Source organism: Chryseobacterium kimseyorum, assembly GCF_025971945.1.
Classification (GTDB): Bacteria; Bacteroidota; Bacteroidia; order Flavobacteriales; family Weeksellaceae; genus Chryseobacterium; species Chryseobacterium kimseyorum.
Genome location: NZ_JAPDHW010000013.1, coordinates 13,881 through 32,628, shown reverse-complemented (window position 1 = coordinate 32,628; position 18,748 = coordinate 13,881). Strand labels below are relative to the sequence as shown.

The 18,748-nt window shown below is 32.9% G+C and carries 24 protein-coding genes; 1 reads left to right on the top strand and 23 read right to left on the bottom strand.

Annotated features, from left to right (window positions below):
- Positions 1 to 45 precede the first annotated feature (45 nt).
- The 23 genes from OMO38_RS16040 to OMO38_RS15930 form a co-directional block, all read right to left on the bottom strand.
- Complete coding sequence (locus tag OMO38_RS16040) at positions 46 to 936, bottom strand: hypothetical protein (protein WP_264751200.1); 891 nt, start codon at positions 934 to 936, stop codon at positions 46 to 48.
- Positions 937 to 962: 26 nt separating this feature from the next.
- Positions 963 to 1,322 (bottom strand): hypothetical protein, encoded by a 360-nt coding sequence (locus OMO38_RS16035; RefSeq protein WP_264751199.1) that lies wholly within the window; start codon positions 1,320 to 1,322, stop codon positions 963 to 965.
- A 23-nt stretch (positions 1,323 to 1,345) separates the two neighbouring features.
- Positions 1,346 to 1,795, bottom strand: coding sequence for a hypothetical protein (locus OMO38_RS16030; protein ID WP_264751198.1), 450 nt, complete (start codon positions 1,793 to 1,795; stop codon positions 1,346 to 1,348).
- A gap of 80 nt (positions 1,796 to 1,875) precedes the next feature.
- Positions 1,876 to 2,313, bottom strand: coding sequence for a hypothetical protein (locus OMO38_RS16025; protein ID WP_264751197.1), 438 nt, complete (start codon positions 2,311 to 2,313; stop codon positions 1,876 to 1,878).
- A gap of 107 nt (positions 2,314 to 2,420) precedes the next feature.
- Positions 2,421 to 2,954: a hypothetical protein gene (locus tag OMO38_RS16020; protein WP_264751196.1), complete on the bottom strand. Its 534-nt coding sequence runs from the start codon at positions 2,952 to 2,954 to the stop codon at positions 2,421 to 2,423.
- 104 nt (positions 2,955 to 3,058) lie between these two features.
- A complete protein-coding gene (locus OMO38_RS16015; RefSeq protein ID WP_264751195.1) occupies positions 3,059 to 3,388 on the bottom strand; it encodes a hypothetical protein in 330 nt (109 codons plus the stop codon).
- Between the two features lie 179 nt (positions 3,389 to 3,567).
- On the bottom strand, positions 3,568 to 3,996 hold the full coding sequence (locus OMO38_RS16010) for a hypothetical protein (protein ID WP_264751194.1): 429 nt from the start codon (positions 3,994 to 3,996) through the stop codon (positions 3,568 to 3,570).
- Positions 3,997 to 4,418: 422 nt separating this feature from the next.
- On the bottom strand, positions 4,419 to 4,625 hold the full coding sequence (locus OMO38_RS16005) for a hypothetical protein (protein WP_264751193.1): 207 nt from the start codon (positions 4,623 to 4,625) through the stop codon (positions 4,419 to 4,421).
- A 138-nt stretch (positions 4,626 to 4,763) separates the two neighbouring features.
- Positions 4,764 to 5,318 (bottom strand): SMI1/KNR4 family protein, encoded by a 555-nt coding sequence (locus tag OMO38_RS16000; protein ID WP_264751192.1) that lies wholly within the window; start codon positions 5,316 to 5,318, stop codon positions 4,764 to 4,766.
- Between the two features lie 152 nt (positions 5,319 to 5,470).
- Positions 5,471 to 5,911, bottom strand: a complete 441-nt coding sequence (locus OMO38_RS15995; protein ID WP_264751191.1) for a hypothetical protein — start codon at positions 5,909 to 5,911, stop codon at positions 5,471 to 5,473.
- A 337-nt stretch (positions 5,912 to 6,248) separates the two neighbouring features.
- Complete coding sequence (locus OMO38_RS15990) at positions 6,249 to 7,031, bottom strand: hypothetical protein (RefSeq protein WP_264751190.1); 783 nt, start codon at positions 7,029 to 7,031, stop codon at positions 6,249 to 6,251.
- A gap of 36 nt (positions 7,032 to 7,067) precedes the next feature.
- Positions 7,068 to 7,760: a hypothetical protein gene (locus OMO38_RS15985; protein ID WP_264751189.1), complete on the bottom strand. Its 693-nt coding sequence runs from the start codon at positions 7,758 to 7,760 to the stop codon at positions 7,068 to 7,070.
- Positions 7,761 to 8,338: 578 nt separating this feature from the next.
- Positions 8,339 to 8,929, bottom strand: coding sequence for a DUF6624 domain-containing protein (locus OMO38_RS15980; protein WP_264751188.1), 591 nt, complete (start codon positions 8,927 to 8,929; stop codon positions 8,339 to 8,341).
- Between the two features lie 184 nt (positions 8,930 to 9,113).
- Positions 9,114 to 9,569, bottom strand: coding sequence for a hypothetical protein (locus OMO38_RS15975; RefSeq protein WP_264751187.1), 456 nt, complete (start codon positions 9,567 to 9,569; stop codon positions 9,114 to 9,116).
- A 199-nt stretch (positions 9,570 to 9,768) separates the two neighbouring features.
- Positions 9,769 to 10,191, bottom strand: coding sequence for a glycosyl-4,4'-diaponeurosporenoate acyltransferase CrtO family protein (locus OMO38_RS15970; RefSeq protein WP_264751254.1), 423 nt, complete (start codon positions 10,189 to 10,191; stop codon positions 9,769 to 9,771).
- 271 nt (positions 10,192 to 10,462) lie between these two features.
- Positions 10,463 to 11,311 (bottom strand): hypothetical protein, encoded by an 849-nt coding sequence (locus OMO38_RS15965; RefSeq protein WP_264751186.1) that lies wholly within the window; start codon positions 11,309 to 11,311, stop codon positions 10,463 to 10,465.
- Between the two features lie 145 nt (positions 11,312 to 11,456).
- Positions 11,457 to 12,137, bottom strand: a complete 681-nt coding sequence (locus OMO38_RS15960) for a hypothetical protein (protein ID WP_264751185.1) — start codon at positions 12,135 to 12,137, stop codon at positions 11,457 to 11,459.
- 186 nt (positions 12,138 to 12,323) lie between these two features.
- Positions 12,324 to 12,872, bottom strand: a complete 549-nt coding sequence (locus OMO38_RS15955) for a hypothetical protein (RefSeq protein ID WP_264751184.1) — start codon at positions 12,870 to 12,872, stop codon at positions 12,324 to 12,326.
- A 183-nt stretch (positions 12,873 to 13,055) separates the two neighbouring features.
- The gene (locus OMO38_RS15950) at positions 13,056 to 13,811 is read right to left on the bottom strand and encodes a DUF6348 family protein (protein ID WP_264751183.1); all 756 of its coding nucleotides are present in this window, start codon (positions 13,809 to 13,811) and stop codon (positions 13,056 to 13,058) included.
- Positions 13,812 to 13,985: 174 nt separating this feature from the next.
- On the bottom strand, positions 13,986 to 15,158 hold the full coding sequence (locus OMO38_RS15945; RefSeq protein WP_264751182.1) for a hypothetical protein: 1,173 nt from the start codon (positions 15,156 to 15,158) through the stop codon (positions 13,986 to 13,988).
- Between the two features lie 195 nt (positions 15,159 to 15,353).
- Complete coding sequence (locus OMO38_RS15940) at positions 15,354 to 16,037, bottom strand: restriction endonuclease (protein ID WP_264751181.1); 684 nt, start codon at positions 16,035 to 16,037, stop codon at positions 15,354 to 15,356.
- Positions 16,037 to 16,534 (bottom strand): hypothetical protein, encoded by a 498-nt coding sequence (locus tag OMO38_RS15935; RefSeq protein ID WP_264751180.1) that lies wholly within the window; start codon positions 16,532 to 16,534, stop codon positions 16,037 to 16,039. Before OMO38_RS15935 ends, OMO38_RS15940 begins: the two co-directional genes overlap by 1 nt.
- Positions 16,535 to 16,706: 172 nt before the next feature.
- Positions 16,707 to 17,702: a leucine-rich repeat domain-containing protein gene (locus OMO38_RS15930; RefSeq protein WP_264751179.1), complete on the bottom strand. Its 996-nt coding sequence runs from the start codon at positions 17,700 to 17,702 to the stop codon at positions 16,707 to 16,709.
- A 210-nt stretch (positions 17,703 to 17,912) separates the two neighbouring features.
- Here OMO38_RS15930 and xerA point away from each other — a divergent pair, with 210 nt between their 5' ends.
- Positions 17,913 to 18,737: a site-specific tyrosine recombinase/integron integrase gene (gene xerA, locus OMO38_RS15925; protein ID WP_264751178.1), complete on the top strand. Its 825-nt coding sequence runs from the start codon at positions 17,913 to 17,915 to the stop codon at positions 18,735 to 18,737.
- Positions 18,738 to 18,748 lie beyond the last annotated feature (11 nt).

The following is an 18,748-nucleotide window of genomic DNA, read 5'->3' as shown; positions in this document are numbered from 1 at the left end:
TTGATGTCGGTTTAGCTACCAAAAATGATTGTTGATCAACGTATTTTACTTCTGAATTTTAATTTCACCATTGGCCAGTTCATTCATCAGAATTATAAGAGAATGTACAGCATCTGCAGCATGGGATGGAATAATATGTCTTTTTTCACCTGCCAGAATAACATCATTTTTTTCTCCGAGGGTAGCGGGATTGTTTTTTATTTCCTGCCAGGTGCTGGAGAAGCTGTCTTCCATCAGGTCTCTGCTTACAATACCGTTCTGCGTTATCACCAAACCGTAAACTCCGCCGAAAAAAGGCTTGTCTACAATCCCAAAAAGGATATCTGAAAGATTATATTTTTCGGCAAATTTCTTCAGTCTTTTCTCGTCTTGTTCATAGGCTTTCAATGATTTTTCCAGGCCGAGTTCTTTTATTCTACCGGTAATATAATCAGATTTGACAATTTCACCAGGCAAATAATGAAGCTGCTGCAATTGAGGAACTATAATTTCCAGAACATTTTTTAACGCAGAATGCATTGCCAATAACTGTTCACCTGGAATTGACAATTTATTTTTAGCAATAAAACTTTCCCAAACTTTTGGCAACAGCTCCTGAGGATTAATATTTTGGGTAAAAAGTGTCTGCTCTGCAACTTCGGCCGTTCCGATTATGGAAAAATCGGTTTGCGTGAGGATTCTGAAATTAGTGATAAGGAAACCTACACTATCTCTTTTTCCGGTAATAATAGTTTGTGAATGCACTCCAATGTAAGCGAAAATATTTTCATCGGGAAGAATTCCTACAGGCTGTAAGATTTGTTTACTGGCCAATTCAAGAATGTCAGAATGATCTTCCCAAACCGGATGTTCATCAACTGGGACAAACAAAACTTCCTGAATAGTTTTTTCGGCAGTGTGCAGATATTCGCCTAAGCTGTTTTCAATATTTTTCATATCAGATGTATTTTATTTTTTTGTTTTTAAAATTCTTCCCAACCACCGTTTTGTGGATCGTACTTTACAAATTCTTCTGTATCTGTAAACTCGGAAGCAGTCATTCCGGCTTCAAAAATACTGTCGCCTTTAAAACCGGCACTGAAGTATAAACCACGGTCGGTCAAGAGTGCGATGACAGAATGTTCAGGATGCTCAAATTGCAACCCATCATGATTTTCCCGACTCAGTATGTACTTATACGCAAGCAACCGCTTCTTCAGGTATTTATACTGTTCTGGTGTGAAGGGTTCTAAATTATTTTCATTTTCAAAGAAGTTGTCAGAGTGACTTTCTATTTCACGTTCTTTAGTTTCTTTTCTGTATAAATGAATGCTGTAACTCATATTATTTTATTTTTTTATAAAAATCAGCTTCCGCAAGCGATGAAAAAAGTTGGCAAAACAGTCGTTAGGTTATTTTCATCTGTGCCTTCGAAAAATGTATGATCGCCAAGTTCTTTGTTGGCCTGCTGATTATGGGTTTTAAATAAAAACTCTAATGCCGTAAAATTCCTGCCATTGTCGGCTTTCAGATGCGATAAAATCTCTACCTGATACATTCCTTCGTCACTGTTATCTTCGTCGAAAGCGTCTTCTTCGTCGATAAGAGTTTCGTTTTCCAGTAACTGCGAGGCGTCGGAAATCCAGGCTTCATACTGAATTTGCAGTTCAGGGAAATCAAAGACAATTTCATCAGGTTTCCAATTTTGATCTGTTTTGTAAATGGTTTTCTGATAATTGGACACTGCTTCATTAAATTCTTCTGAGCTGCGATAAACTTTGGAGGAGAAACTCCATGCGATTTCATTGAGAGTCATATTTTAGTTCTTTATAATATTTCTTTGTTCATTATTTTAAATGAATCCTTGTTCTTTGAATTATTATAAAAGTAAGAAATTTATTGCAGGTATACCTGCGACCCAATTTTTTTTCTGAACATTAGAAACTGTATACCGGTAAACAGTATATAAATTACGGAAATAATGATCAGAGTTGAGGTAGGATAGTGTGAATCATGTTCTAACTGAAAATTAATAAACAACAGGAAAATTAATCCTGCCATAGGAATACCCAAAAATGTAAGCAGTGATGCATAGAAATTATTTCTGATTTTTGCAAAAAGATTCAGGAATAAAGTAATTGATGAAACGAACACGACTGCGAGATAGAGAAGTGAAAATCCTAAATTCAGAAGTATTTCTAACAGCGATAGAAATTTTTTAAAATCGGTTTCAGCTGTCGTGTCAGTTATGGAAATAATAGTTCTGTGGACTGCGTAAAGCAAAAAGCCCAGCAAAAAGTTAGCAAGCCAGTATTTAAAAAGTATTTTTTTCATTTGGTATTCAGCTTAAATTGATCATTTCGTTTATATAAATTTATAAAACATTAGAATAGCAATCAGAAAGAGATTAAAGAATTTATTTTGATCACCATTTAAAGAAGTCACTGCCCCATATTTTTAACTTTATAGGTTTTTGTAACCGTCATTTCTTTGTCATCCTGAGTTATTCTATCAGGTTTTTGTAAGTAAAAATAATCTTTGATTTTGTTGACGGTATCCTCATCAGGATGGTGTATGGGGTAGATATATTTTCGCTTATTAAAAGCAATCTGTAAAAGTTTTTTATCTTTCTCGGTAATACTGACTTCTGTGATTTTTAACTTAGGTATTTTATGTAAGAAAGCGGTTCTTATTTCTATAAAAGTAGGGTGGAGCTTAATATATTTTACCTGTCCTAAATAATTTGACAGTAAACTTGCGATCACTCCATTAAGTACCATAAATGCAAAGATTGCAAAGAATGGAAATCTATGGATGTTTGTTTTTCGGGTGGCCGGAAGGTCATTCCAGATTTTGTTGAGAAACTCCCGATGTTCTCCAATTAAAATAAGATACAGGCTCAATGCAACTACAAAAAATATGAAATAAATAGTGACATCGTTTGGCCTGATGTAATTTGTTTTGGAGGTTTTCATCAGATTGTTTCTTTTAATTTTATTGCTAACTATAAATATTAAAGTGAAATTCAACAAATCATGTCACGATAAATAATGAAATTTCTGAAGCACAAATTATGCTGTTACGGATTCATTTCAGAAGCAACGAAAATAGCACTTACAAAAAGGATCAGGATAATCACACCAATAAATGAAATCACCAGGCCTGCAATGGCCAGACCTCTTGGAGCTCTGAATAGCCCAATAAAAGACAGAACAAGACCTACAAACCAAATAGACCATCCGAAAAAAGGAATCCAGCTGACAAAAAGCCCGATGAGAGAAATGATAAATCCGGCAATTCCAATTCCATTGGTTTTACTTTCATCCTGTCTGATTATGATGGTTTGCGTATTTGTGTGACCAGTTTGTGGGTTTTCTGGAGTGAATTTTTCGGGACGATTTTCAGACATAGTTGTGTGTGTATTTTAGTGACGATGAAAGGGATAGATCGAAATTATGAAAAAGAATTTAAAGTGATCTAAACATAAAATTCTCTAATAATTTATTTTAAAAGGTATTTTGAAAAGCTTTTTCTATGAAGAAAAAAACTATTGAGCTTTGCTGTAAAGTTTATTTATGGATGATTTTTTTAGCGGTTTGTTGTTCTTGATTTCAGTTCTGCATGGCTGTTATTATAGGTTTTACCTTTCTTAGGATGAGTAAATTTTATAGCCGACCATACAGAATTAATACTTAAACAGGTGCTTTCTACAAGTCCGAATTCGTATCCTGTTTTGATGACTTTCGGTAAACTGAGGTCAGTGCCTAGCTGTCCACCTTTCGGCCATGAGACCCAAAGCATCCCGTCTATTTTCAGATGCTCTTTTAATTTCGGAAAAATGCTTTCCTGCTCACTTTGTGATTTAACAAACAGGTGAATGTAATCAAATTCTCCAGACAGTCTTTCAGCTAAGTTTATCTCAGGCAATTCTATCGAAGCAACAGCTTCGGAAGGCGCTTCATGAAAATATGCGCTGGAGCCTGCTTTGACGCCCATTTTTTGTGCTACTGTTTTCATTCTAAATGTTGCTTAGATTTTTAAATAATGCGGTGTACTTTAATAATCCGATATTTTGGCTTCTACAATTGCTAATTCGGCTTTACCAAATTTTAAAGACTCAATATTTTCTTTTCCGTCATTAATAATCAGCTTTTTTATCTTCAACATCTGCATCATATTCGTTATCGAATCCTAAGTTATTAGCTAAGTTACGGATCAATCTAAATCTTATGTGCGTTTTAATCATCCCATAATTTTCAGGTCCAGTTTCCTGTAAATTCCAGTCCGAAACTTTTTGATTTTAAATAGATTGAACAGGAGATTTAATCATCATAACGAGAATAAAGATAATTAATTATTCTGAATTCTTAAAACAGTTTAAACAAAAAAGCAGCTCTACTCTTAAAGTATAGAACTGCTTTTTGAATATTTTTAAAGGATTAGCTAAGGGTCTGCTGAAGTTTTCTTAAAATGAAAGTTACTGAAAAATAAATCAGAGAAATCGCTGTGAAAATCATTCCTGTCATCGCAAAATATTCTGTAAACCTAATGCTCATGCTGGGTTCTTTCACATCGCCATCCATTAAAAATCCGACAGTGGTGAGAATAAATGAGATAATCAGAAGATTGGTGAGTATCTTTTTCATAGTTATTATTTATTATGTCAATATATAGTGAACGCGCTTTTAGCTAATTATTGTTGGAGTGATTTTACTTTAAATTTAAAAATGACTGATTAGTTGAATTCATTGTGAAACCCTTGTAGGCAGTAATTCTTTTTCGGATTATTCTAAAAAGAATTTCTTTGGATAGTTTTCGATTTCTTCAATTTCAAAGTATTCATCGAAGTCCTCTTTATCTTTGGTTTCATAAAGGTCGATTATTTTAGAAAGAAAAGTTTCAAGTGTTGGTGAAATTACATTTCGGTCGTTATCTGCGTGCCAGAATTCTATTAGTTGTCCTTTTTGCTCTGTAAAAATTCCCTCCAAGTCGAAGCAAATACTATCGCCACCACCATTTTGAAATATTGGTATCCAGTATTTATTCCACCAATTTTCAATATCAAAGTCTAACCCAGTCATTGATGTCAACTCGGAAGCGTCGTAAAGTGCTTGATGTAAAGGAATAAAACAAGAATTATTAACGAAAGCTTCATAACAGGTTGGCTTCTGTCCGTTTTTCCACTTGTAAAGGGTTCGTAAATCCTTTGGTATTTCAATTTTATAATATTCTTCTAATTTGTCTAATTGAGAGTCGTCCAACGGTTCATTAAGTTCAGAATAATAATCAGGTCTTTGTATCGATAAATATTTGTCTAATTTTTGAATTATTTCTTCCATTTCTTTCGGTTTTATAGCATTAAGACCCATATTTCGCTGCTTTTGACAGGGAGAATTCGAGGAACAAAAGCCACTAGCGAAATTCAATTGAAAATTACCGTTTCATTTGTACTTCAGCCCGCCTAATGAAAGCTTCTTGGTGGCTGTAATTTTTATTTAAAGTCAGACCAATCTCCTGCGATCATTTTTCCTTTCAATTTTTTTTCACATTCTGTTTTACAAATGAAGAGGTGTATTTCATCAAGTCTGTCTTTTGATGTTTCTTTTATCACTTTTTTATCTTGTTCCGTAAAGATATTATGAGGCGTTTGGTTAAAATCTATCTTTGCTTTACTTACTAACTGTATAATTCTATCACTTAATTTCCAAGTATAATGGTATGTTTTAAAATATGAAAATTCTTTTTGTTCTATTAATGGTTTTCCGTATTCGCCAGTGTTTTTTTGTGCTATAACCTGAAAGTCATGGTCTGAACACATTCCGGTTGCAGATACCAACATTAAATCTCCTTTTTCAGTTGTCATTGCTTCAAGCTTGTAAAAAGTTAAGTTTTTATAAAGAGCAACGGTATCTTTTCTTGAATAACTTTTCACATTAAATTGGACTCCAAAAATCTTATTTTTATCACCATTCCAATCTAAATCATATTCATTAATTGTATCCTTTTCGACGTACTGCTTTTAGCTTGAAAATTTGATATTTTCCCGATTCATTGATTTTGAATAGAACTTATCAGCGTTTAAATTGAAATTCAATTTTGATAAGTCGAATTTTTCGTCTTCATATTCCTGTCCTTTACAGGAAGTAACATGTAGCACTAAAATTAACAGTAATAATATTCTGGTCATAATTTAGGTTATCTATATTGTTTCTGATTTACGGTCATTCTGCAAAATTACCTCTAATGTTTCGAGGCTTTTAATTGCTTACTCACAAAGCTTTAGGCTCAATATTTTTGAAATCAAAAGGAATTAACGTGATTGAATTTTTATTTTCAATCATCAATTCGATTTTGATTTCTTCTTTTTCACTAGCAGTCATGCCTTTTTTCAACTTTATAAGCTTGTAATTAATTCCTGTTTTATGATCATTCAACGTTAAATTATTAAAACCGTGCTCAAATTCTTCGTTTACTGCTGTTATAAAATCTTGTTTTTTGTCACTTCTGTAAGCATAAATTAAATCATAAGACCCAAGGTCAATTTTTTTGTACTCATCTCTATCGTTAGTTCTATATTTAAAATTTGGAAATACTTTTTCGAACGTTGCAGAATCAACAATACTAAAAAAAAGGTTAGGATTTTTTATTGTGATACTTTTATCGATTAGATTGATATTTTTTTCTAAATTTTTGATTTTGCCCAAATTGAAATATGAATTTTTATTTTCTGACGGCTTGAAATACTTTATAACACCTTTAATATGAAAATATTTGTATTTTTTCTTTTCATCAATTTCATATCGTGCCAAGACATTGGCTCTTCTGAAAATGTTTTTAATTAAATTCTTCGTAAGTATTTGTCCCTTATCATCTGTTAAAGTTAGAGTGTCAATTTTAATAAAATGAAAATTGTCATTTGGCTTATTTTCAACTTCTAAACTTACTTCAATTCCGTTATACATTTTCAATGTTTGGGATAATATTACTTTCCCTTGTGAATAGAGAGAACTAGTCATTAAGCTTAATAGTAGAAACGTAATTATTTTTTTCATATAGTTTTCTGTTTTTCTTTTTGAAAGATGATTGATTTAGCCGTGCTTTTTTATTTCATTTTTCCATTCAGCTGCCAACGTTTCAACATAATCTACAAAATTCACAACACCGTTTATTGTATGGAATGTATATTCGGGCTGATTTTCTAATACTTCAACATTGTCAAAGCAATGGTCGTGAGAAAAAAGAAGTATTTCTTTTGTTTTAGGATCATAAGTATTAGCATCTCCATTTGCCTCTACAACAAAACAAACGAGATTTTTGTAGTTTATTGGTTCTACATTCTCTTCTTCACACAACTCTTTATAATAATCATCCCAATCATTAATCCCAAGTGAACATTCCGATTCTATAAACATAAAATTTTGGTTGTTAGAAAGACTTGGTTCGGGTTGGTTATAGGATTCCTGGATTCCTCCTATTTCATTTAGTAAAAGTTTGTGTTCTTCAATTATGGGTAATTGAGAACTTGTATTCTGTTCAATTTTGTTTAGCCAACCACAACTCAAACCGTTTTTATTTGTCCAGGAGAAAAGTTTGTATAACTGGTTGTTTATTTTCAATGTCAAAATTCGGGCTTTGCTTATTAGATTTGAAAGAATAGGAAATGTATTGCAAAACTTTTCGGTTAACTCAATTTCGGTTTCAGTATTTAAAAAGTCTATCTTGTCAGATTGGCTAATAAACCAAGAAATATTTTTCTTAAACTCTTCAAAATCTTCATTCATATTCAATGTGTTCTTTAATTATCGGTTCGGTTTGATAAAATTTTCACCAACGTTTTGCCGCTTGGCGATGGTAGGCAAAACCAAAACAGAAACCTTGAACTAAAATACAAATTTCTACCGAAGAGCAAAATGTGAATTTCAGACTTTCCGCCTGCTGGTGCCAAACCCTTTTTCGGTATTATTTAATACGCTTGCAGTTCCCCGCTATTCTTTGGGCGATACAAATAAAGTTGAATGTATGTTGTAGTGCCAATATCATTGTCTTTTCGCTTAAACCGTCCAAGTCGGCACCGTATTCGTGATCATAAACTTTAATAGAAAAATCTTTTTTGTCATCTGCGTTTCCCGTGCCGAATATTCTCTTTTTTTTAAGCTTGCAGGTAACGTTTCGAGTATTGCAGAAATGCGGGCTAAAAATGGACTGAAAGTTCAATTTCGACCCAGCGAAGCCAATGCTTTTTCAATGAAATAAAGTTACATAAAAATACGCAGTTGAAAAGCAGTTGCGAATAAAACAATGACAATTTCAACTCAGACTGAACCCCGCATTTTACCAATACTAAGTTATGTGTAGTATTTTAATTCGGATTGAACTGAATATTGAAATTCTTTAAATATTCCTCTATTGGTTGCATTCCCATTTCTTTTCTTCTTTCGTTCACAGTTTCAGGATTTTCTAATTTATACAATTTGCCATTTTCTATTTGTGAACCATATATTTGAGGTTTTCCTTCGTCCATTAAAATCCTATCTTTCATCAATGCGTACTGTCCTTTAGATAAGTCTCCATTTTTAACCGCTTTCTCTATTTGTGGAAAATACTTTTTTCTGATTTCTTCTGTACTATGTTGCAGTCCCAACCAGATTGCGTCCATTTGTCTTTGATCCACCTCCTTTAATGTTGGCATTCCACACTTTTCAATAATACTAATCACTAATTCTTGATTCCTATGATCTTCTTTAGCGTATTTAATGGGTTTATTTGATTTTCTAATCCTTTGGTCACTTTCTAAAACTTCACTTAAGATTTGACGTTTTTTACTGCAATCAACTTCAATAATATCTACTGAACCTACATAGACAAATTTATCTCTATTCATATAAAGGAATATTGATATTATTAAAACAAGAGCAGCTAATATGCTGAATACTATTTTTTTTATTTTCATTTCTATATTTGGTTTATATTATACATAATGTTTTTGGGGCTTTGCAATGTGGCGGAAATAGCATTCCGTCAGCCGAATATAGTACAAAAGCTAAATAGTACCACAACAGTTGAGCCTATATTCATCAGCCGCCATATTGCCAACGCAATGTTGCCTGCTGGCGTTTTTGTCCGCTGGGCTAAAATTAGTTGTCAAGCCTATTGTCTCTACCATAAGGAATTGCTAATCCTTTCTGGGTAGTTGCAAGTTGGCTTAATGATTTTTGAAAATTATCAATAGCACTTGGCTCAACAATAATTTCAAGTTTCAATTTATCTTTTTCTTCGTGTCTAAATTCTGTCGCTACGTTATCTTCTAAATTTATTTCAACTCCAATATGTCCTACGTTGTCAATACAATAAAAATTCATAGAGAAATATGCATAACCGTCTTTATTTCCTGCTTCGTGAAGTGTCGTTTTATTGTCGTTTGGAAAACCAATTAATGTCTGTGAAAAACTTAATAATGATTCTGTCGTGTCATATATTTCTGTTGTCCCAAAATAACGACCATTTGATGCAGTAACTTTTAATTCAAACATATCATAGTCTTTCCAAATTATTTCCAATTCTAAAAATGACTTCAATTTTGCTTTGTCCATACAGCTTGATTACAGTCTTGTGTTTTGATATGGGTAGCACTACGTTTGCAGGCAACGTTTCGGGGCTTTGCGTTCGGGCGGGAAATCGAAGCACAATAGCTGATATAATTACTAATGTTTAATTGAAAAACTACCGTTGAACTTTGCAGTTTCGCCCCACTATTGCAAAACCCTTGTTAGCAGAAGTTTTTATTTAAGTTTATTTTGTCGGTTTTGATTTCTCAAATCTAAAAATTAATTTGTCAATTCTCCTTTTATTTTGTTGTTGCAATAAAGATGGATATAAATTCATAATGATGTTTACGAATAATATTATAAAAGCAAGTAAATATTTTTGGTTGTAAAGTTGCACAATAACAAATATGACAACAAAAATAAATGCGAATAAGTGGTCAATTTCAGATTTATTCATTTCATTTCGGATATTTTTCACGTCTGAAATATTCATTTTACGGTCAAATTTTAGTTTCTGATTTAAGAATTTAAAAAATGTGTTTTTGACAATCCATTTAACTACACCTACTCCAATAATTTTATTTATCATTTCATTTTTAACAAAATTGAGATTCGATAAATTTTTATTATAGAAATTCGTCTTTCTTATTGATGCTGTCAAAATCATTCCAACAATAAACGAAAGGAATACAATTGAAAAACTAAAACTTAAATATTTAAATATCATATCGATTCATAATTATGGTTGGTTTGTGCTTGTTCAGTCTATTGGTTTCTGTCGGTTTCACAAAACTGCTGGCAACGTTTCGGGGCTTTGCGATGGTGGGGCAATCGAAGCACAAATCTTCAATTTTGCACAAAAGTTGAACCGAAGAGCTACCGTTGAACTTTGCAGTTTCGCCCCACTATTGCAAAACCCTTGTTAGCACCAGTTTTTTTTATGTTGTCTTGTAAATATACCATCCGTTTCCAATTTCTTTAATCATAATTATTCTACTTGGGTTCATTTCGGGTAAATCTTTTTTGTCTTTTATATACAAATATCCAACAGAGTTGTCAAGCATTCCACCAATTAAAAAATTAATGCAATTTCCTAATTCGTAACCACCTGTCGAAACTGAGGAAATGAAAAGTTTATTATAGTCAGTTTTAGAGCTTTCAATTAGTTTCAAACTTCTTTCTTCATCTACTTTTTCTTTTTCAAGTTGAGTTAAAGCGAGGTTTTTAAGACGGTCAAATTCTGCTTGGTTTGTCAGAAAATGGTTTATTATATTTTCGTCTAATTCAAGTGTTAGTTTTGTATTTCCTAACTGAAAATGGTAATCTTCTCTTGATTTAAACATTTCAAAGTCGTCATTTTTATTCTTTTTTGACTCTTCAATCATTTCGTCCACTTGTTGTGGTGTCATTTTTTCAAGTTCAATTTTTATCTGCTCAATCATTCCTGTCATTGCTAATGCTCTGAATGCAGTCATTTTCCAAGACGTATCTTTTTCAAAGTGCAAATACGTGTCAAGTCCTTTTCCAATTGAGTCCAACACAGTCATTCCTACAACTGCTGTTTTGTCTGTTTGTCCGAGTAACGCAAATTTTGTAATTGAACCGTTTTGCAAATCTTTCCCGTTTGGTTTGCCTTCATATTCGCCAGAAATATAATTTTCAATGTTTGGTAAAGTTTCTTTTGCAAATATTTTTTTTGCTAAGTCAAGTGGTGCGTATTTCTGTCCATAAACTGTCGTAAATGTCAGAGTTAATGTCGTGAATATTGTTGCTATACGTGTCTTCATAAAATTGGTGCTAACGGTTCGGGGCTTTGCGAAGTGGCGGAAATCGAAGCACAAATGTTCAGGTTTGTACAAAAGTTTAATCGAAGAACTACCGTTGGATTTAGCACTAAACCCGCCATTTTGCCAAACTACTGTTGTGCGTTCGTTATTTTATTTCAATTTGCCTAAGTTTTTTTATCCAGTATCCTTTTCCACTTTCTAAACCATAGTCAAACATTTTGTTTATGTAGCCGAATGTCAGAATTGAATAAAGTTTATCGTAGTTTTTTACTTTGTTACCAAGTTCTATAGTTTGATTAATTTCCATTTCCTTTGTCGCTTCATTAAATTCATTCAAAGTTTCAGTGTCAAATTTTATGGGATAATCAAAGTCCATACTAAAAATATGCTCATCTTTAAGGTCTTCGTCTAAAAGTCCCCAACGACACCTATACCCAAAGCCAAAATACCATTCATTAGTTTCTATTAGCTTTTCTTTTTCTTCAAACTTGTCATTGCTCGTCTTAGACTTCCAAAAGAAATTATACGTTCCATAAAATTCTGTTTCCATTTGAATTTTTGCTGTGTCGAATTCAACATTTCTCAAAACATTCTCAAATTTGAGAATAAAAGAAGTCCAATCATTTTCAAGTCCTTTGTAGCTTGAAGCAAATCCAATTATGGGTTCATCATAGAAATATGGTCGTTCACTTGCACCTATACTAAACATTTCTGTCCTTATCCAAGGGTATTTATCATCGTTACTAAGGCTTTTTATAAATTGTCTGCTTTTCTCAAAGTCTCCTTTTAAACTAATTCGACCGTGAACTATTGTTTGTACTCCCATTTATAAGTTTTTCTTTGTCTGTTGTGTCGGTTTAGCATAACGCACAACGTTTCGGGGCTTTGCGTTCGGGCGGGCAATCGAAGCACAAAAGTTGGTTTTATTACTAATGTTTAATTGAAAAACTGCTGTTGAATTTTGTACTTCAGCCCGCCTGACGCAAAACCCTTGTTGTGCGTTTGTGCTTGTTTACAGCTCGCTAAATTCAACATTTTCATATCGATTTTGATAAATTGAAGTGTTAAAAGTGCCTTTTGTTTTTAATATGGTCAATATTTCATTCTGAAATCCCACTTCTTTCTCTAACAAATCATTCCAATATTCGGGTTCGTCTGAAAAATTTTCATAATAGTCCAGCGTGTCAATAACTCCAATAAGTAGTCCAACTAAACTTTCGATATTTTTTGTCTCAGAAACTGAGTTCTCAAATGCGTCTAATATGAAAATTTCTAATTGTTCAGGTTCTTCATAATCCTCTGAATACACGTCAATTTCAGCGTTACTTTTTTCACACTGTTTTCTGTAATTTTCTACATTTTCATTTTTAATGTCAGAAATCAACTGCTTAATGTCAAAGTCAATTTTGATGTACTTGCTAACAACTTCTTGAAAGTTTGGTAGTAGAGCGTAAAAACCTAAAGTAGTCACTTTTAAATCCTGCCTTTGTTCAGTCGAAGTGTGAGCAAGTCCGTTTTGCAAGTTTTCTGTATGTTGTTTAATGTATTTTACTATATCCATAAATTTATGATTTCAGTTCGGGTAATGTCGGGTTAGCATAACGCACAACGTTTCGGGGCTTTGCGATGGTGGGGCAAAAGAAGCACAAAACTTCAACTTTGCACAAAAGTTGAACCGAAGAGCTACCGTTGAACTTTGCAGTTTCGCCCCACTATTGCAAAACCCTTGTTGGCGGTAGGTTTTTTATTCATCGCTTATGTCACATTTTCGAAATACAATAAACTGCTTTAGACCTTGAAAGTCACTATTCATTTTCCAAGATTTTGCATATTCGGTTATTCCATTTAATCCGTCTTCCCAAGGTTCGTTGTTAAAAAGACATTCTCCAATGATTGTATCATCAGAACGTTTTGAAATGTAAAGTTTCAACCAATTTATTTTGTTAGATGTCAGTTTGTTCGATAGTTTGTCTTTGATAATTTCAAAAAATGTTTCGTTTTGAGGATGTTCATTCCATTGTCCTTGAAAAGTTAGATTTCCTAATTTTGGATGCCAAAGAACTTCTTTATCATTCATTATTGCTTTAAAATCCAAGTCCGGATTATGACTGTCCGTGAAGCTGTCAATGATTGGAGAAAAAGTTGTGTCAATATAATTGCTTATTACTGATTTTACTTTTTCTTCAATTGTTACTCCAATACCAACGATATTTTCTTCGATGCCATTTGGAAAGTATTTTGGATGTATTGTCAAAATCATCAAATGTAAAATACTTGGATGATTATTTGGATTGTCGATAATGACGGTAGCAATTTCTATTTCATCATTAACGATAAGAGCAAGATATTGAGGATTTTTTTCGACTTTATAGCCTAATTCTATCAGTCGATTTTTGAGCGCATCAATTAAATACGAATTATTGTCAATAGGTTCTGATTTTTGTCTGTCTGCTTGTTTGTTTTCAGAAGTTTTTTTCTTAAAAAAGTCAAATAGTCCCATTTGTGTTTGTCTGTGTTACTTTGTTAAACTTACCGCCAACGTTTCGGGGCTTTGCGATGGTGGGGCAATCGAAGCACAAATCTTCAATTTTGCACAAAAGTTCAATCGAAGAAATACCGTTGAACTTTGCAGTTTCGCCCCACTATTGCAAAACCCTTGTTAGCAGAAGTTTTTTTAAAAGTCTCGAATTTCGTCAAACCAATTATTTGCTGTTTCGTGAGATATTTCCAATTTAGATGTTTCAACTAACTGAATAATTGCCGTTCCTGAGTCTTCTCTTTCAACAGTTTCTATGTTTGGTAACTTATTTATGATTTCTACAAGTTTTACAATAGAAGTTTTTACTTCATTTTCTGTTTTGGCTTTTGATATTTCTTTCAAAGCCGTCTTATACGCTTTTGTTGCAATTTTTGCATTTTTGGTTTCCCAATTTGTAAATGGAATTCCGTATTCTGTCGTAAACCAAATTGAACTTCTCAATTTAGAAACCGAAGAATAATCTAACTCTTTTACTTTTGTTAGTTGCTTTAATTCTGTATTTAAACTTTTTCCTGTTATTTCGTCAATATTCCACCCAATAAATGATTTTAAGTTTTTCCAAGAATTTAAGGATGGAAAATTTTCTAAGTTTGGGGCGTATCTAATTCCTAAACGTTCCAAATTCAAAAACTCACTTAAACAATTGACATTTGTAATGTTGCCTGTTAAATTCAAATTTTTCAGATTTGGAAATTGTAATAAGCTTTCACAATCAAAAGGCTGTCCTAATGGTTCAACTGTTATATCAAGGGAAGTAATTGTTTCTAAGTTTTTTAATGTAGGAAGTTTGTATGGTAATTCTGTTTTTCCTTTTTGAGTAATGGGTTCAATTCTAATGTATGGATTTGAATTTGTATCGATTATTTCAAAATTCTCAATATTTCCTGATAAATTAAGTGATTTCAAACCGAATTGATTCTCAAAACTTTGATTTCCTAAAATCAGTTTTATTGGATTTTCAATTGCCTCAATGGAAAAGCTACGAATTTGGACATTAGTTAAATTAATCGAAAGTTCTTTCGTAGGAAACCAAAAAAAATCCTCTATTGCTCTCTTTTCTGACCATTCAATAAAACCAATATCATTACCCCAATAATAGAAAAACCTTGGCCAATGTCCACCTGCTGGTGTTGTAAATTCGTCGAAGGCATTCCAATTGATTGGTAAATCTTTTTCGACAAGAACATCAAATTTTTTCTTGTCCATACCAACTAGGCCTATTGAGAAGCTCCCTTGTCCAGGAGGGATTTTAAAAATGTGACTATTTGTACTTGTCAACGAAATATTTATTGGTTTTTCTCTGTCCATTTTGTTCGGATTAGTGTTTGTTTGTTCGGCAGTTAAAATTTCTGCTAACGGTTTGGGTATTGCCGAAGGCGGGGATTTTTAGCACTAAAGTTCAATCGAAGAACAAATGTTGAACCTTGTACATATGTCCAATCGAAGACGTTCAGCCCCGCTTTTGGCAATACCTTGTTAGCGGTTCGGGCTTCTTGTTTGTCGTCATTTCTCATATTTTAGTCCTGTTGGTTTGTCGGTTAATTTGAAAAATGGAACTTGTGATAAAACTAATATAATACCTGATGATGCTCGTCCAACATAATTTTGGTTTATATAATCACGAGTTATTGAGCCGTCTGTCAATAGTTTATTTACAGCTTGCTTAAATATTTCAATCTTTATTTTTCCCTTATTACCATTTGATGTAAGTCTTTCAATGCCACTCCAATCTACTTTTAATATTTGGTTTGTTTCTCCGTTATTTCTTGTCAATGTTTTGTTTTGAAGCGGAATAATATAATTCTCCCAAATATGCTCAAAATTTTTATCACCTTTGTTCGTTGAACTTGGTTTTAGCTTGTTTGGTTGTAAATGATTAATGTACAGAATTTCAATTTTCAATTTTTCGGCAACAGTCAATGCGTCAGGTAGAAAAACTCCGTCAGTAGCGATAACAGCTTTAGTACAATCAAAGAAATCTTTTGCTCCGTGAAGTTCCATTACCGTTTGTCTATTTATTTTTCTTGTTGTATGTCCATACATTTTTGATTGAATTGCTATTTTTTCTTTTCCCTTTATTGCAAAGCCGTCAATACCATAGTCATTGCTATAAGTTGTAAGTTCTGTTTCATATCCCTGTTGGCGAAAATGTTCGCAAACAAATTCTTCAAATTGTCTTGGATTCATTAGTCAGCAAGATTTGCAAATGGGCGTTTAGAAAATTCGGAAACGAACTTTTTGATTAACTGATTTTCATAAGTTCTTGGATCATCAGTTGGCAAAGGCTTCCAACAAACAATTAAATCGGCTGAGTTTTTAAGTTGCCAAATTAATCTGCCTCCCCAATGTCCAATATTTTTGCCTTGACCAAAACCAAAATATTGTTTTAATCTTGAGTGCAGTGTGGCACTACTTGTTTCGCTTCCTGCTTTTCCAATGTAAACCACGAGTGAGTTGTCAACCCAATTCGATTTGAGTTCATCAAGTGTAACATTTGGGTTTTTACCTTTGAAGTGTCCTCCTGTACCAATTTGTAAGTATTCAGCTTTTTCAAAATTAGGATTTAAGACGAGATAAACACCTTTAGATTTAGGAATAGAAGAACTGTCAATGAATAATTCACTCATTTTCTTAAAGCCCGTAAACCCTGCTTTTTTGATGTCTTCAATGTTGTTAAAGTTCATTTTTTGTCCGTTAGTTTGTTTTAGTACGGTCGTTCATAGCCTGACCGCTAACGGTTTACGGCTTGGCGATGGTGGGGAATTTGATGCACTTCAGCTCAAATTAGCACCGAAGTTGATTAGAATTACCGAAGTTCAAATTTAGCAGTTCAGCCCCACTATTGCCAAACCGATGTTAGCCACAGTAGCTTTGGATAATTCTGTCTGCTTCAATTTTATATTGTTCATATTTTTGCCTAAATTCTTCAATTTTTTCGTCTGCTTTTGGGCTATTACATTTTACACGTCCTGCTCCTTTTCCTATAAACTCAAACCATTCTGTACTTGGGTCGTTTATTTCTCTTGTTCCGTCATAAATTATTCTAACTTCTGGATGTTTTTCTTTGATTACTTCGTCCGAAAGTTGAGAACGATAATCATCTCTTGTCAACTTTGAACTACTATATGCAAATCTTCGACAAATTTCATTGTTAGCACCTTGAACATTTGGTAGAGCCCGTTCCAAAAATGCAAACTCTTGGGTTGGAAGTGTTTTGCTTATTAGTCTAATTTTTTTCAACTTTTTTAAAGTCAAAACAGATATGAGTGCTGGGAATGGCGACTTGTTAATAATCCAACCCAATGAGAATACTTCAAGATTTGGAAGTCCACTTAAAAACTCAAAATTGTCGATTGGTTGGTTCCAATCAAGTGTCCCGTTGATATATAAATAACGTAAACTGTTAGTTCCTTTTAGTCCGTCAAAATTTGAAACTTTGCGAAGATTTTCAAAATGTACCGATTTTAATTTAGTCAGTTTTGCAAGAGGTGTCAAATCGGAAAATCCTGAAACATATTCGAGAATTAATTCTTCTAAATTATGTAAGTCGCCTATAAACTCAATGTCGGCTGCTCTGAAAAAAGTTACTCTTAAACGTTTTACGTTCGTCAGTCTGCGAATTGCTTGAACTTGTTCTTTGCTTGGGTCGTGAAGTGTCAGTTCTTCAAGGTTCGGACAGTCAAAAATTTGTTCCCAATGATTTTTGTCTTGGGTTTTGCTTATTGTCAATATTTTTACTTCTTCCTTGTTTACTATTTCAAAGTCGGCAATAAATGCAAATCTTTCTCTATTTGGAATTGTCGTCCAATAGTCGCCTGTTCTGTCTAAAAAGTCTCCAAAGTGATGTTTCATTGTCTGTGTTGTGTCGCTTGTGCTATTGTGGCTAACTTCCAAATTTACGCATTGCGTCAATCCAGGTTATATAACTTTCGCAAAGCTGTTTTTCTGAATTGATTAACTATTGCTTTGATTAGATTGATTAAATGGAGTTTACAAAATTATTTTTAATAAACATTTTTTGGATTGACGAATGTTTTGTAGTTTTGATAAAAACACACTGCAATGAAATATTCTTATATTTTCAGACAGAAACTTGAAATTGCCAGATATAGTGAATCTACAATCAAAACTTACGTCTCTACTTTGGCTACATTCTTCAAAGCAATTAATCACATTGAGATAGAAAATGTTGATGAAAGTATTGTTGAAAAATATATCTATAATCAGATAAAAGAAAAGAATATTTCACAATCATTTCGAAAGCATGTCTTGGGCAGTATCAGATTGTTTTATGAAATAATGTTTGATAAAAAATTATCACTTTCTCATCTTTATCCGAAAAGGGTAGAACATACACTCCCAAAATATCTCAGCAGAGAAGATATTTTAAAAATGATTAATCTAACCGAAAATCTTAAACACAAATCGATAATTTGTCTTTTGTACGGTTGTGGTCTCAGAGTAAGTGAATTGATTAATATGAGAATTATAGATATTGATTCAAAATCCGGCAGAATATCAATTTCACAATCCAACGGAAAAAAAGATCGGTATGTGATGCTTCCGCAGTTAGTTTTACCATTGCTAAGAGAATATTTCAAAAAATGTTCACCAAAAACATATCTTTTTGAAGGAAATGAAAATGAAAAATATTCGGCAAGAAGCGTTCAGCAAATTGTTAAGCAAGCTGCGGTACGAGCCGAGATACAAAAGTTAGTGACTCCTCATATTTTGAGACATAGTTTTGCAACGCATCTAATAGAAAATGGTACAGATATTAGATATATTCAGGAGCTTTTAGGTCACAACAGTGTTGTTACAACTCAAATTTACACTCACATTACAGATTTAAAAATGAGAAAAATTCAAAGTCCCCTTGATATGTAAGTCTTGGGAAC

What these genes read in the sequence shown, in the direction of transcription:
- OMO38_RS16040 (WP_264751200.1), bottom strand. Translation starts at nt 936, where the DNA reads ATGAAAAATATTGAAAACAGCTTAGGCGAATATCTGCACACTGCCGAA.
- OMO38_RS16035 (WP_264751199.1), bottom strand. Translation starts at nt 1,322, where the DNA reads ATGAGTTACAGCATTCATTTATACAGAAAAGAAACTAAAGAACGTGAA.
- OMO38_RS16030 (WP_264751198.1), bottom strand. Translation starts at nt 1,795, where the DNA reads ATGACTCTCAATGAAATCGCATGGAGTTTCTCCTCCAAAGTTTATCGC.
- OMO38_RS16025 (WP_264751197.1), bottom strand. Translation starts at nt 2,313, where the DNA reads ATGAAAAAAATACTTTTTAAATACTGGCTTGCTAACTTTTTGCTGGGC.
- OMO38_RS16020 (WP_264751196.1), bottom strand. Translation starts at nt 2,954, where the DNA reads ATGAAAACCTCCAAAACAAATTACATCAGGCCAAACGATGTCACTATT.
- OMO38_RS16015 (WP_264751195.1), bottom strand. Translation starts at nt 3,388, where the DNA reads ATGTCTGAAAATCGTCCCGAAAAATTCACTCCAGAAAACCCACAAACT.
- OMO38_RS16010 (WP_264751194.1), bottom strand. Translation starts at nt 3,996, where the DNA reads ATGAAAACAGTAGCACAAAAAATGGGCGTCAAAGCAGGCTCCAGCGCA.
- OMO38_RS16005 (WP_264751193.1), bottom strand. Translation starts at nt 4,625, where the DNA reads ATGAAAAAGATACTCACCAATCTTCTGATTATCTCATTTATTCTCACC.
- OMO38_RS16000 (WP_264751192.1), bottom strand. Translation starts at nt 5,318, where the DNA reads ATGGAAGAAATAATTCAAAAATTAGACAAATATTTATCGATACAAAGA.
- OMO38_RS15990 (WP_264751190.1), bottom strand. Translation starts at nt 7,031, where the DNA reads ATGAAAAAAATAATTACGTTTCTACTATTAAGCTTAATGACTAGTTCT.
- OMO38_RS15985 (WP_264751189.1), bottom strand. Translation starts at nt 7,760, where the DNA reads ATGAATGAAGATTTTGAAGAGTTTAAGAAAAATATTTCTTGGTTTATT.
- OMO38_RS15980 (WP_264751188.1), bottom strand. Translation starts at nt 8,929, where the DNA reads ATGAAAATAAAAAAAATAGTATTCAGCATATTAGCTGCTCTTGTTTTA.
- OMO38_RS15975 (WP_264751187.1), bottom strand. Translation starts at nt 9,569, where the DNA reads ATGGACAAAGCAAAATTGAAGTCATTTTTAGAATTGGAAATAATTTGG.
- OMO38_RS15970 (WP_264751254.1), bottom strand. Translation starts at nt 10,191, where the DNA reads ATGATTTTGACAGCATCAATAAGAAAGACGAATTTCTATAATAAAAAT.
- OMO38_RS15965 (WP_264751186.1), bottom strand. Translation starts at nt 11,311, where the DNA reads ATGAAGACACGTATAGCAACAATATTCACGACATTAACTCTGACATTT.
- OMO38_RS15960 (WP_264751185.1), bottom strand. Translation starts at nt 12,137, where the DNA reads ATGGGAGTACAAACAATAGTTCACGGTCGAATTAGTTTAAAAGGAGAC.
- OMO38_RS15955 (WP_264751184.1), bottom strand. Translation starts at nt 12,872, where the DNA reads ATGGATATAGTAAAATACATTAAACAACATACAGAAAACTTGCAAAAC.
- OMO38_RS15950 (WP_264751183.1), bottom strand. Translation starts at nt 13,811, where the DNA reads ATGGGACTATTTGACTTTTTTAAGAAAAAAACTTCTGAAAACAAACAA.
- OMO38_RS15945 (WP_264751182.1), bottom strand. Translation starts at nt 15,158, where the DNA reads ATGGACAGAGAAAAACCAATAAATATTTCGTTGACAAGTACAAATAGT.
- OMO38_RS15940 (WP_264751181.1), bottom strand. Translation starts at nt 16,037, where the DNA reads ATGAATCCAAGACAATTTGAAGAATTTGTTTGCGAACATTTTCGCCAA.
- OMO38_RS15935 (WP_264751180.1), bottom strand. Translation starts at nt 16,534, where the DNA reads ATGAACTTTAACAACATTGAAGACATCAAAAAAGCAGGGTTTACGGGC.
- OMO38_RS15930 (WP_264751179.1), bottom strand. Translation starts at nt 17,702, where the DNA reads ATGAAACATCACTTTGGAGACTTTTTAGACAGAACAGGCGACTATTGG.
- xerA (WP_264751178.1), top strand. Translation starts at nt 17,913, where the DNA reads ATGAAATATTCTTATATTTTCAGACAGAAACTTGAAATTGCCAGATAT.